The organism is Pseudomonas sp. FSL W5-0299, assembly GCF_005930655.1.
GTDB classification, from domain to species: Bacteria; Pseudomonadota; Gammaproteobacteria; order Pseudomonadales; family Pseudomonadaceae; genus Aquipseudomonas; species Aquipseudomonas mandelii.
On sequence record NZ_RXHX01000065.1, the window covers coordinates 1 to 11,550 of the forward strand.

12 protein-coding genes are annotated in these 11,550 nt (G+C 60.0%); 6 read left to right on the forward strand and 6 right to left on the reverse strand.

Translation table 11 applies throughout. The features are described 5' to 3' along the window. Positions 1-745 precede the first annotated feature (745 nt). The gene (locus FHL16_RS32935) at positions 746-1,102 is read left to right on the forward strand and encodes a DUF6124 family protein (protein ID WP_010457616.1); all 357 of its coding nucleotides are present in this window, start codon (positions 746-748) and stop codon (positions 1,100-1,102) included. 218 nt (positions 1,103-1,320) lie between these two features. Here FHL16_RS32935 and FHL16_RS32940 read toward each other — a convergent pair whose 3' ends face one another. The 3 genes from FHL16_RS32940 to FHL16_RS32950 form a co-directional block, all read right to left on the reverse strand. Next, on the reverse strand, positions 1,321-1,917 hold the full coding sequence (locus FHL16_RS32940; protein WP_010457614.1) for a superoxide dismutase: 597 nt from the start codon (positions 1,915-1,917) through the stop codon (positions 1,321-1,323). A 176-nt stretch (positions 1,918-2,093) separates the two neighbouring features. Further along, entirely contained in the window at positions 2,094-2,696 is a 603-nt protein-coding gene (locus FHL16_RS32945; protein ID WP_010457612.1) for a LysE/ArgO family amino acid transporter, read from the reverse strand. Positions 2,697-2,702: 6 nt separating this feature from the next. Further along, positions 2,703-3,104, reverse strand: a complete 402-nt coding sequence (locus FHL16_RS32950; protein ID WP_077750479.1) for an ACT domain-containing protein — start codon at positions 3,102-3,104, stop codon at positions 2,703-2,705. A gap of 95 nt (positions 3,105-3,199) precedes the next feature. On the opposite strand from FHL16_RS32950, the gene FHL16_RS32955 reads away from it, so the two are divergent. The 4 genes from FHL16_RS32955 (at position 3,200) to FHL16_RS32970 (ending at position 7,127) form a co-directional block, all read left to right on the forward strand. Then, a complete protein-coding gene (locus FHL16_RS32955) occupies positions 3,200-4,099 on the forward strand; it encodes a LysR family transcriptional regulator ArgP (protein ID WP_010457608.1) in 900 nt (299 codons plus the stop codon). Positions 4,100-4,195: 96 nt separating this feature from the next. After that, positions 4,196-5,188 carry an NAD-dependent epimerase/dehydratase family protein gene (locus tag FHL16_RS32960; RefSeq protein ID WP_077750480.1) on the forward strand — a complete coding sequence of 331 codons (993 nt, stop codon included), beginning with the start codon at positions 4,196-4,198 and terminating at the stop codon, positions 5,186-5,188. A 121-nt stretch (positions 5,189-5,309) separates the two neighbouring features. Further along, a complete protein-coding gene (locus FHL16_RS32965) occupies positions 5,310-6,185 on the forward strand; it encodes an ATPase (RefSeq protein WP_077750481.1) in 876 nt (291 codons plus the stop codon). 93 nt (positions 6,186-6,278) lie between these two features. Then, positions 6,279-7,127, forward strand: a complete 849-nt coding sequence (locus tag FHL16_RS32970) for a cache domain-containing protein (RefSeq protein WP_077750482.1) — start codon at positions 6,279-6,281, stop codon at positions 7,125-7,127. A 107-nt stretch (positions 7,128-7,234) separates the two neighbouring features. On the opposite strand, the gene FHL16_RS32975 is transcribed toward FHL16_RS32970, so the two are convergent. Together FHL16_RS32975 and pobA are read right to left on the reverse strand one after the other, a co-directional pair. Then, complete coding sequence (locus tag FHL16_RS32975; protein ID WP_010457600.1) at positions 7,235-8,752, reverse strand: MDR family MFS transporter; 1,518 nt, start codon at positions 8,750-8,752, stop codon at positions 7,235-7,237. Positions 8,753-8,831: 79 nt separating this feature from the next. Then, on the reverse strand, positions 8,832-10,016 hold the full coding sequence (pobA, locus tag FHL16_RS32980; RefSeq protein WP_172962138.1) for a 4-hydroxybenzoate 3-monooxygenase: 1,185 nt from the start codon (positions 10,014-10,016) through the stop codon (positions 8,832-8,834). Between the two features lie 188 nt (positions 10,017-10,204). Between pobA and FHL16_RS32985 the strand changes: the two genes are divergently transcribed. Then, complete coding sequence (locus FHL16_RS32985; protein ID WP_077750484.1) at positions 10,205-11,101, forward strand: helix-turn-helix domain-containing protein; 897 nt, start codon at positions 10,205-10,207, stop codon at positions 11,099-11,101. A gap of 9 nt (positions 11,102-11,110) precedes the next feature. On the opposite strand, the gene FHL16_RS34195 is transcribed toward FHL16_RS32985, so the two are convergent. Beyond that, positions 11,111-11,287, reverse strand: coding sequence for a hypothetical protein (locus tag FHL16_RS34195; RefSeq protein WP_010457594.1), 177 nt, complete (start codon positions 11,285-11,287; stop codon positions 11,111-11,113). Between the last annotated feature and the right edge of the window lie 263 nt (positions 11,288-11,550).

The following is an 11,550-nucleotide window of genomic DNA, read 5'->3' on the forward strand; positions in this document are numbered from 1 at the left end:
TCCTTCGCTCCGGTATCCATCCGGGGACACTGCCCTCCGGTCTGCTTCGCGACGACCTACATGCAGCGTGTTCGACTGCGTCGAACGGCGCTGCGCGCCACTCCCCGGATGAACACCTCCACTCAGCCTCCCGAAAGGGGCGGGTGGATCAAGATCAAGAGCAGGCGAGCTAACGCTCGGCCTAATGAGTGGTGAAGAGCGAAGCGTTTACACCGAACCCCTTGTAGGAGCGAGGCTTGCCCGCGAAGACGGCCTGCCAGCCGACCAATCTCTTTGCAGGTACCCACACTCCACTGTAGGAGCGAGCCTGCCCGCGAAGGCAGCCTGACAGCCAACCAATCTCTTCCTGATGCCTCCCGATTGATCGTTCCCATGTTCCGCGTGGGAATGCCGCCCGGGACGCTCCGCGTTCCATTTTTGTGTGTTGAACGATGTGTAAAAAACTCAGCGTTTTCCCACGCATTTTTCAGGTTGCCGGGTAGGAAGCGTGTTCTCTAACCTCTGGCTGTCGCTGAAAACTCAGCGACCGGGTGTGAGAGCCCGGCAACTTATGGTCATCCAGTGTCTGTACACGCATAATCGCCGCCAGCTTATCCGCTGCCAGTATTTGCGTTATGGCGGCTGTGTGCGGGCGGACTTCGGTCCGGCCGGGTGTCCATAACCGGTCTTCTCACCTCGCACATAGCTGCCACCTCTTCGCCGTGTGAGAAGCGGCAAGTGGAGGCTCCAACGCTGGAGAAATTCAATGGACAAATTAATCCCCGACCCACCCGTCAACATCGCTCCCACCACCGAAGCCGAAACGCTCCTCAAAGACCACGAAGCCATAAAACGCGCCCTCGACTACTACCTCGACCCGCCAAACCAATACCTCGAAAAACCCCGTCGCCCCAGCACGATGTTCATGATCGCCCCCGACATGGACACTGAAAGCCTCCTGGCCCAAGCCTGCGAGTCACTGGCTTCGGCCAGCGTCATGGCCAGCGATTTCGCCTCGAACCTGATCGGCCCGCAGCGCAACACCGTGCTGGCAATCCAGCAGATCATCATGCTGGCAGAACTGGCCGTGAACCGGGCGCTTGATAACGTCGATCCGGCATAGCATTCCAGAGACCGCGTCATCGTTCTTCGCGAGCAGGCTCGCTCCCACAGGAGATCGAGCGGGTTTTATAAAGGGTGTGTTCACTGTGGGAGCGAGCCTGCTCGCGAAGGCGGCCGGGTAGTTGATTCGATGTTTAGAGCGACACACGGCAGTGAATACTTCCAAAGTCCATAAAAAAAACCCGGCATAAAAGCCGGGTTTCTTGTCTGGCGTCGAGCTTAAGCCTTGAAGGTTTTGCCTTCAAATTGCTCAGCCACGAATTTCCAGTTGACCAGGTTCCAGAACGCTTCGACGTATTTCGGACGAACGTTGCGGTAGTCGATGTAGTAAGCGTGTTCCCAGACGTCGCAGGTCAGCAGCGGGGTGTCGCCGCTGGTCAGCGGGTTGCCGGCGCCGATGGTGCTGGCCAGGGCCAGGGAACCGTCAGCTTTTTTCACCAGCCAGCCCCAACCGGAACCGAAGGTGCCGATGGAGGTTTTGCTGAATTCTTCTTTGAACTTGTCGAACGAACCGAAGGAAGCGTTGATGGCTTCAGCCAGTGCGCCGGTTGGTTGACCGCCGGCGTTTGGCGCCAGGCAGTTCCAGTAGAAAGTGTGGTTCCAGACTTGAGCGGCGTTGTTGAAGATGCCGCCCGAGGAAGACTTGACGATTTCTTCCAGGGTCTTGCCTTCGAACTCGGTGCCTGGCACCAGGTTGTTCAGGTTCACGACGTAGGTGTTGTGGTGCTTGTCGTGGTGGTATTCCAGAGTTTCCTTGGAAATGTGCGGCTGCAGGGCATCGTGTGCGTAAGGCAGCGGCGGCAATTCGAAAGCCATGATGATTCTCCTAATCAGGTCAGTTGCGGTGAGCGCAAGGCCGATCACGGGCGGCCAGACAAGCGCCGGGGAGTTTGTACTCTTTGCGGCGCATCGGATCGGATCATAGCACCGGGGGTGCGGCATAACCACGCAACAACTGTGTGGGATAGAGGTTCCAGAGCCTTTTGGAATAATCAGCTGGCGACGATTAATTGAAACGCCACGGCAAACATCATCACCGCCACCAGCAGATCGAGAATCCGCCAGGTGCTGGGCCGTGCCAGCCAGGGTGCCAACCATGCCGCGCCGAGTGCCAGGGTGAAAAACCACAACAACGACGCACTGGCCGCCCCCACGACATAAGCGCCGGGCTCGGTTTGCTGCGCGCCGAGGGAGCCGATCAACAACACGGTATCCAGATAAACGTGCGGGTTGAGCAAGGTGACGGCCAACGCGCTGAGCATCACCGCACGTAGCGAGCGCACCGTCTGGTTTTCACCTTGTTGCAGGCTTTGTTTCGAGCACGCCCGACGCAGCGCCTGACTGCCATACCAAATCAGAAATACCGCGCCACCCCAGCGGGCGACCGCCAACAAGGTCGGGTTTTGCGCCAGCACCGTCGCCAGCCCGAATACCCCGGCGGCCACCAGCAAGGCGTCGCAGGTGACGCACAGCGCCGCCACCGGCAGGTGATGTTCACGTCGAAGGCTCTGCGCCAGCACAAACGCGTTCTGAGTGCCGATCGCCATGATCAGCCCGGCGGCCACCAGCAGGCCATTCACATAGCTTTGCCACATAAGGGTTTACTCCGCGTTGGCTGCCAGGTCGCGCAACACGTGCATTGCGCGTTGGGCATCGGCCTGACCGACGAATAAATGGTCGTGGTAGTAACCGGCAATCACGTTGCAACTGATACCGGCCTTACCCAATGCCGTGGCGAAGGCGGCGGTGAGGCCGACGGCTTCGAGGGCTGAGTGCACGTTCAAGGTGATCCAGGCTGCGACGTAGTCGAAGCTGAAACCGGCCTGCTCGGCGAGGGAGCGTTCGAGAATGACGGTCAGCCCCTCCTGCTCGCGAAAGCTGCCGACGATCGCGAGGCCGGCGGGCAATTGGCCGTCGCGCAGGGTGCAAAATACATATTCGCCCTCGTTGAGGTGCGGGCTCATGCTGCGCAGCAGGGTTGCCAATGAAGTTTCGCCAGCCATGTCGGTGATCCTGTTCAAGAGTGCTTGCTGGCTATTCTCCGGTGCAACGCGGTATAAGAAAAACCAATCATGCTGATCGCTCATTAGGAAAACTGATGTTCGACTATAAATTGCTGTCCGCCCTGGCCGCCGTGGTCGAGCAGGCCGGGTTTGAACGTGCGGCGCAGGTGCTGGGCTTGTCGCAATCGGCGATCTCCCAGCGCATCAAGCTCCTGGAAGCGCGGGTCGGCCAGCCGGTGTTGGTGCGGGTCACGCCGCCGGCGCCTACCGAGATTGGTCGGCGGCTGCTCAACCACGTCCAGCAGGTGCGTTTGCTGGAACGGGATCTACAGACGCTGGTACCGGCGCTGGACGAAGAAGGTCTGCCGGAACGTCTGCGCATCGCCCTGAACGCCGACAGCCTGGCGACTTGGTGGGCCGCAGCCGTCAGTGATTTCTGCGCCGAGCAACACCTGCTGCTGGACCTGGTCGTCGAAGACCAGACCGTCGGCCTCAAACGCATGCGCGCTGGCGAAGTGGCCGCGTGCATTTGCGCCAGCGAGCGCCCGGTGGCTGGCGCACGTAGCGTGTTATTGGGTGCCATGCGTTATCGAGCGTTGGCCAGCCCGGCGTTTATCGCCCGGCATTTTCCTGAAGGCGTGCGTGCTGACCTGCTGGCGAAAACCCCGGCGCTGGTCTTCGGCCCGGACGATTTCCTGCAGCATCGCTACCTCGCGTCCCTCGGTGTCGATGGCGGTTTCGAACACCATTTATGCCCATCGTCTGAAGGCTTTATCCGCCTGACCGAAGCCGGGCTTGGCTGGGGCCTGGTGCCCGAATTGCAGGTGCGCGAGCAGCTGGAGCGCGGTGTCTTGCAGGAGCTTTTGCCAGATAAGCCCATCGATGTGCCGCTGTACTGGCATCATTGGCGCAATGGCGGTCAGCTGCTGGGGTTGCTGACCGATCAATTGGTGCGTTCGTCGAAGCAATGGCTGGTGCCCTGGAAGCAGCCATAAGCGTCAAGCTGCAAGCCGCAAGTGAAGCGCTTGCGGACCGTTTTTAACTTGCTGCGTGTAGCTTGATGCTCACCGCTGCATTTGTTGGAGCTCTACATGAAAATTCTGGTTACCGGCGCAAGCGGCTTCATTGGCGGACGCTTTGCGCGTTTCGCCCTGGAGCAGGGCCTGGACGTGCGGGTCAATGGTCGCCGGGCCGAAAGCGTCGAACACCTGGTGCGCCGTGGCGCCGAGTTTATCCCGGGCGACTTGAGCGACCCGGAACTGGCGCGCGAGCTGTGTTCCGATGTCGAGGCCGTGGTGCATTGCGCCGGCGCGGTCGGTTTGTGGGGACGTTATCAGGACTTTCATCAAGGCAACGTGCAGGTCACTGAAAACGTGGTCGAGGCCTGCCTGAAACAGCGGGTCCGGCGCCTGGTGCATTTGTCGTCACCGTCGATCTACTTCGATGGCCGTGATCATCTGGGGCTGACCGAAGAACAAGTACCTAAACGTTTCAAGCATCCCTACGCCGCCACCAAATTCCTCGCCGAGCAAAAGGTCTTTGGCGCACAGGAGTTCGGTCTCGAAACCCTGGCCCTGCGCCCGCGTTTCGTCACCGGGGCGGGTGATATGAGTATCTTCCCGCGGCTCCTGAACATGCAGCGCAAGGGACGCCTGGCGATCATCGGCAACGGCCTGAACAAGGTCGACTTCACCAGTGTGCAAAACCTCAATGAAGCATTGCTCAGCAGCTTGCTGGCCAGCGACTCAGCCTTGGGCAAGGCCTACAACATCAGCAACGGCACGCCTGTGCCGTTGTGGGACGTGGTCAATTACGTCATGCGCAAGATGGAAGTCCCACAAGTGACGCGCTACCGTTCCTACGGCCTGGCCTACAGCGTTGCCGCGCTCAACGAAGGGGTGTGCAAATTGTGGCCGGGCCGTCCCGAGCCGACGTTGTCACGACTGGGCATGCAGGTGATGAACAAAAATTTCACCCTGGACATCAGCCGCGCCCGGCATTATCTGGACTACGATCCGAAAGTCAGTCTCTGGACGGCCCTCGATGAATTCTGCGGCTGGTGGAAAGCCCAGGACATGCGCTGACTTTTGCAGTGACAAACCTGCCAGCACTGAACCGAGTTTGGCGTTGAGGGTCAATCGCTGCGGCCGTGGGGTTTATACTCGCTGCCTATAGCCATCACCGCGTTCCACAAAGGTTGACTCAATGTCCATGCGTAACGATGCCAACGACGACTTCGATGATGTTCCAAGCCTGCGCGCCGACGTCCCCGATGACGATGATTTTCCGACCTCGAAACGCACCTCCGTGCATTCGCGCCCGGCACCGGTGGTCAAAGTCAAAAGCGCCAGTACCGGGCCTCTGTGGGCCTTGGTCGGCGCTTTGTTCTTCGCATTCGCCGGCCTTGCCTGGTGGAGCTTTCAGCAGATTTCGCTGATGGAACAGCAACTGGTGGCCACCCAGGAAAGTTTCGCGCGGATCAGTGAGGATGCGGCGGGACGCTTGCAGGACATTTCCGGCAAGGTGGTCGCCAGCCAGACCAACGTCACTAGCGACAGCGAAGCCCTGAAGTTGCAAATCAAGCAGCTGGAAAACCAGTTGCAGGACCAAAGCAAGCAGCAGCAAGGTGTGGTCGGTCAGACCAGCGACCTGGACAAGCGTCTGGCACAAATGACCGCGCAAACCACCGACCTGGACAAGCGCCTGGCGCAGATGACTGCCCAGAGCACCGAACACCAGGCCGCCAACACGCAATTGCAGGCGCAGGTCAAAGCCTTGAGCACCGAGTTGGCTGCGCTGAAAAGCGCCCCGGACGACACCAGCAAATTCGACGCCCAGCTCAAAAGCCTCGGCGCCGACATCGTCGCGCTGAAAAAACAGGGCAACCCGAGCGCCGCCATCGAGCGACTGGAACAAGACATGATCGTGCTCAAAAGCCAGCAGGACAACCGCCCTGCAGCAGCGCAAGGCGTCACCAATACCGCCGAGTTCGATGCCTTCCGCGGCCAGACCACCCGCAACATCAACACCCTTCAGGCGCAGATCCAGAATCTGCAGCAGCAACTCCGCGCAAGGCAGTAAACCTTCGGCAGCTGCTACAAGGGCCTGAAAATTCGTACATATCCCATAGCCGTCTACGCTCTTGAAACACCGACAAGAACGAGGGGATGCGCTATGGGGGTTCTGCACAAGTGGGCCGTGTTGGGGTGGATGCTGTTGTTGTGTCTGGGGCAGGTTCAGGCGGCTACGGCGGAAAAGGATGACAGCCAGGCGGCCAAAGCCTTGCTGGAAAAAGCCCTGGCCTACTACCACGACAACGGCGACAAGGCGTTCGCGGCGTTCAGCCGTCAGGGCGAGTTTGTCGACAAGGATCGTTACGTCTTCGTGGTCGATACCAAGGGCGTGATGCTTGCCAGTGGCGGGCCGTCTTCGGCCTTGATCGGGCGTGATGTGACCGAAACCCTGGGACCGGATTTGCAGAAGGCCTTCAAGGACGCCTTGAAAGTGCCGGAGGGCAATGGCATCCAGCAGGCCGAATACCGCTGGCAGAACTGGTCCGACGGCAAGGTCGAGCGCAAGCATGTGTTCTATCAGCGCGTTGGCCAGCGGATTCTGGCCGTGGGTTACTACCTGCCACGGGCGTCGGCGGAACAGGCGATGGCCTTGCTGAACAAAGCGGCGACGGATCTGGCCAAAGACGAGAAGGGCACGCTGACTGCGATCAACTCCCTCAAGGGCGGCTACTTGCAGGATGACCTGTACGTGTTCGTCGTTGACCTCAACACCCAGCGTTACGTGGCCCACGGTACCAACCTGCGGTTGATCAATACCGACTTCGGCAAGATCAAGGACCCGGAAGGCAAACCGGTGGGCGAGCCGATCCTGGCGTTGATTGCCAAGCAGGATTACGGCGAATACGAATACCGCTGGAAAAACCCGGTCACCAGCAAGGTTGAAGACAAGCATGCTTACCTGAAAAAGGTTGGGCATTTTCTGGTGGCGGTCGGGTATTACAGCCCTTGATTCATCGGTGTCTGTGAGGACGCCTTCGCGAGCAAGCCTCGCTCCTGCAGGGATTGCGCTTCACCTGTAGGAGCGAGGCTTGCCCGCGAAGGCCGCGACTCGGTCTATCACCGAACCTTATCTTCCCGCCCCCGCAACACCCTGTTCGGCATCGCAACCGCCGCCGCCAACCCCAGCAACGACACCGCCGCACTGACCATCAGCAAATGCCTGAACGTCAGCAGCAACTCGGCGCGCAAGGCGTTCTGCGCCTCCCCCGGTGCAGCGTTCAAGCCGTCCAGCAACACATTCCCTGAACGGCCCTCGGCAATCATCGACGAACCGGCCAGGTGGGCGAAGCTCGAATCCTGCAGCAGCGCCAGCAACAGCGCCGACATCAATGCCACCCCCACCGCGCCGCCCAGCGAGCGGAACAGGTTGGTGGTGCTGGTGGCGACGCCGATGTCCCGCTGTTCCACCGAGTTCTGCGTCCCGACCAATGACGTCGGGAATTGCATGCCGCTGGCAATGCCGCTGAGCAACATAAACAGACTGCTGAGCAAGAACGCCTGGGGCGGACTGAAAGCCATGCCGAGAATCGAGATCGGCATCAGCACCGCCCCTGCCAGGATCATCGGTTTGTAGCGCCCGGTCACCGAGGTGCGGCGTCCGGCGAAATAAGCCCCGATCGGCAAGCCCATGGCCAGCGGCAACAGGTGCAGCGCGGCGCTGTCGGCCCCGGCGCCGGTGACGCTCTGGAAGCGCAGCGGCATCAGCACGATCAGCGAGATGGCCTGGAAACTGGTGAAGAAAATCGTGCACCAGCACAGGATCGCGTTGCGGTTGGCAAACAGGTGCATCGGCAGCAATGGCTCCCGCGCCCGGCGCTCATGCCAGACGAACAGCGCCAGCACCAGCACCGCGCACCCGAGCAGGCCCAGCACTTCGGCGCTACGCCATGAGTGGCCCTGACCGACTTGCGTGATGCCCAGCAGCAAGGCGGTCAAACCGATAATCATCAGCAACGTGCCGAGGTAATCGATGATCGGTTGGCGTTGTGGCACGGGCAAACCCACCAGTGTGCGATTGGCCACCAGCCAGGCCCCGATGCCCAGCGGCAGGTTGATCAGAAATACCCAGCGCCACGACAGGTATTCGGTCATGTAACCGCCGAGCACCGGGCCGGCAACACTCGCCACGGCGTACATGCTGCTGAAATAACCCTGATAACGACCGCGCTCCCGGGGCGGGACGATATCCCCGATGATCGCCTGGCTGACCGAAATCATCCCGCCCGCACCGATGCCCTGGATGATTCGCGCCAGCACCAGTTGTTCCATGCTTTGGGCCATGCCGCAGAACAGCGAGGCGAGGGTGAACAGCCCCATTCCGAACAGCATTAACTTGCGTCGGCCGTACAGGTCGCCGAGCTTGCCGTAGATCGGCACCGCCACGGTCATCGCCACCATGTAGCCGGAAATCACCCAGGCCAGCAGGCTGACGTCCTTGAATTGCGCGGAGATGGCCGGCATGGAAACGGCGACGATGGTCTGGTCCAGTGCGCCGAGAAAGATCGCCAGCATCAGGGCGATCAACACGCTGCGAATAGCCGGTTTAGGCGTTTCAGGCTGGTTGAGATTGGTCACGGTGGAACCTGCGGGCAGTGAGTGTCCCGCACGAGGCAATGGCGAGCGGGGATGCTCGCCAGTGTAAGTCGGTAGGAGGCTATTCGATAGCCTCATAAGGAAGCCCGACGTAATTTTCTGCAATGGTTTTTCGACCGGCCTCGGAGTGTACGAAGTAATCCAGTTCCGACTCGCAGATGCGCTGGCTGAAGGCGTCGTGATCATCGAAGCGGTGCAGCATCGACGTCATCCACCAGGAAAACCGTTCGGCTTTCCAGACCCGGCGCAGGCAGATCTCAGAGTATTTCTCCAGCAGATCGAGGCGTCCCTCGGTGTACACCTTTTGCAAAATGGTGAACAAGGTGCTGACGTCGCTGGCTGCCAGGTTCAGGCCTTTGGCGCCAGTGGGCGGGACGATGTGCGCCGCGTCGCCGACCAGGAACATCCGCCCGTACTGCATCGGTTCGACCACAAAACTGCGCAGGGGCGCGATGCTCTTTTCGATGGACGGCCCGGTCACAAGAGTATCGGCCAGCGCCGCAGGCAGGCGCGATTTGAGCTCCTCCCAAAAGCGCTCATCCGACCAGGCCTCGACCTTCTCGTCGGCCGGCACCTGAAGGTAGTAACGCGTGCGGGTTGCCGAACGCATGCTGCACAAGGCAAAACCGCGTTCGTGGCGGGCGTAGACCAGTTCGTCATGGACCGGCGGCGTATCAGCGAGAATCCCGAGCCAGCCGAATGGATAGACCCGCTCGAAGACCTTCAGGCATTCGGCAGGAATCGACTGTCGCGCCACGCCATGGAAACCGTCGCACCCGGCGATGTAGTCGCAATCAAGGCGCCAGGTCTCGCCATCCTTCTCAAACGTCACGAACGGTTCTGCGGTTTTCATTGCGTGCGGTACGACGTTGCCGGCCTGGTAAATCGTCTGCGCGCCAGCCTCCCGACGAGCGGCCATCAGGTCCCGGGTGACTTCGGTCTGACCGTAGATCATCACGGTTTTGCCACCGGTCAGGGCTTGCAGATCGATGTGTACCCGGCGTCCGTCGAGGGCCAACTCGAAACCGCCATGGACCAGCCCTTCGGCATCCATGCGCTGACCCACCCCGGCCTGACGCAAAAGCTCTACCATGCCTTGTTCGAGGACACCGGCGCGGATTCGGCCGAGCACATAGTCGGGGGTCTGTCGTTCAAGGATCAGGGTGTCGATTCCGGCGTTATGCAGCAATTGGCCGAGCAGCAAACCGGAGGGGCCGGCGCCAATGATGGCGATTTGGGTTTTCAGCGTTTTCATTGTTTTTATGACTCGCAAGCTTCACGCGACCACGGCCGGTGAATGATTTTTATGGATCGAGTGCTTGCATTTTTCCCTTGCGGGTCTGTCAATTGAAGGTGAAAACTGAGCCGATACCTGTACATTCTGCCAATCGGTGCGATTATCGCCCGTAACCCTCTGAGGCCTGGATTGAAGTGATGAACAAGCCTGACCTACCTTCGATTCCAGTGTTCAAGCTCTACGGTGAAAGCCTGGACTGGCCGACCCCCGACTTGCTGCACTGTGAAACCATTTCCAAACGCAGCCGCGAACATCAATGGGAAATCAAACCCCATCGTCACGCTGATTTGTGCCAGTTGCTCTTCGTATTCAAAGGTCAGGCAGAGCTTGAAATCGAAGGCAAACACACGGAGCTGACCGAACCGGCGATCCTGATCCTGCCGCCGTTATCGGTGCATGGTTACCGGTTTTCCGAGGACGTCGAAGGGTTCGTCGTGACCCTGGCCGCGCCATTGATTGCCCATCTTCAGGCGCAACTGGGCAACTCGGTGAACGCGTTGGCCCAAGCCGAAAGTTACCCGGCGGGCAAGGACAGCGATTACCTCAACAGCCTGTTTTCAGCGCTGCAAGAGGAATACACCGGGCACCAGCCTGCGCGTGAAATGCTCATGCATTCGCTGGTCAGCGTGATCATGGTGTGGGTCAGCCGCCAGGTGATTTCGCGCCGCGCTGCCAGTCAGCGTCCGCACCGTGCCCGGGAGTACCTCAACGGTTTTATCCAGCTGGTGGAAGAGACCTACCGTCAGCACGTCAAGGTCGAGGACCTGGCGCATCGGCTGGGGATCTCCGTGTCGCACCTCAACGGCACCTGTCGCGAGCTGGCGGGGCAACCGGCGTTGCAGATCATGCACGAGCGACAGTTGCTGGAAGCCAAGCGCTTGCTGACCTACACCAGCATGACCATTTACGAAATGTCCGACGTGTTGGGGTTTTCCGATCCGACCAACTTCACACGCCTGTTCCGGCGTCGGGTAGGGATCTCGCCCAAGGCTTTTCGCGACTGCTTGAAGGCCGATCAGGACAACGAGGCCTGACCGCCTTCGTTACCGAAGGGCGTTTAGGGTCGCGTTGTGGGGAATGCAGCGCTCGAAGTTACAACTCGCGTAGTCGCGGGGCAGTTGTCGCAACTGCTCGACACGCCAGGCGGCGGTGCCATACAGCGCCAGCGTCGCCGCGCAGGTGACGAAAATGGCGAGGTATCTTCTTGTTTTGGTGTTCATGGCGTTGACCTCTGAACGAATACCCTCCGGTATTACTTTGAGCATAGGTCAGCGGGAGTGAGTTGCCAGTGACAGGGCTTTTGTATGTACCCCGACATTCAGAACACTGATACCCCCTGTGGGAGTGCGCCTGCTCGCGATAGCGGAGTGCCAGGCAACAAAGATGTTGAATGTCGGACCGTCATCGCGAGCAGGCTCGCTCCCACAAGGGGAGTGGAGTCGAGCGCAAAGGCTGCGGTATCACCAATCAAACTGTGGGAGTG

Bases quoted from the DNA above. Each gene is read 5' to 3' on its own strand.
- FHL16_RS32970 (WP_077750482.1), top strand. From the start codon at position 6,279: ATGGGGGTTCTGCACAAGTGGGCCGTGTTGGGGTGGATGCTGTTGTTG.
- FHL16_RS32955 (WP_010457608.1), top strand. From the start codon at position 3,200: ATGTTCGACTATAAATTGCTGTCCGCCCTGGCCGCCGTGGTCGAGCAG.
- FHL16_RS34195 (WP_010457594.1), bottom strand. From the start codon at position 11,287: ATGAACACCAAAACAAGAAGATACCTCGCCATTTTCGTCACCTGCGCG.
- FHL16_RS32940 (WP_010457614.1), bottom strand. From the start codon at position 1,917: ATGGCTTTCGAATTGCCGCCGCTGCCTTACGCACACGATGCCCTGCAG.
- FHL16_RS32950 (WP_077750479.1), bottom strand. From the start codon at position 3,104: ATGGCTGGCGAAACTTCATTGGCAACCCTGCTGCGCAGCATGAGCCCG.
- FHL16_RS32935 (WP_010457616.1), top strand. From the start codon at position 746: ATGGACAAATTAATCCCCGACCCACCCGTCAACATCGCTCCCACCACC.
- FHL16_RS32945 (WP_010457612.1), bottom strand. From the start codon at position 2,696: ATGTGGCAAAGCTATGTGAATGGCCTGCTGGTGGCCGCCGGGCTGATC.
- FHL16_RS32985 (WP_077750484.1), top strand. From the start codon at position 10,205: ATGAACAAGCCTGACCTACCTTCGATTCCAGTGTTCAAGCTCTACGGT.
- FHL16_RS32965 (WP_077750481.1), top strand. From the start codon at position 5,310: ATGTCCATGCGTAACGATGCCAACGACGACTTCGATGATGTTCCAAGC.
- FHL16_RS32960 (WP_077750480.1), top strand. From the start codon at position 4,196: ATGAAAATTCTGGTTACCGGCGCAAGCGGCTTCATTGGCGGACGCTTT.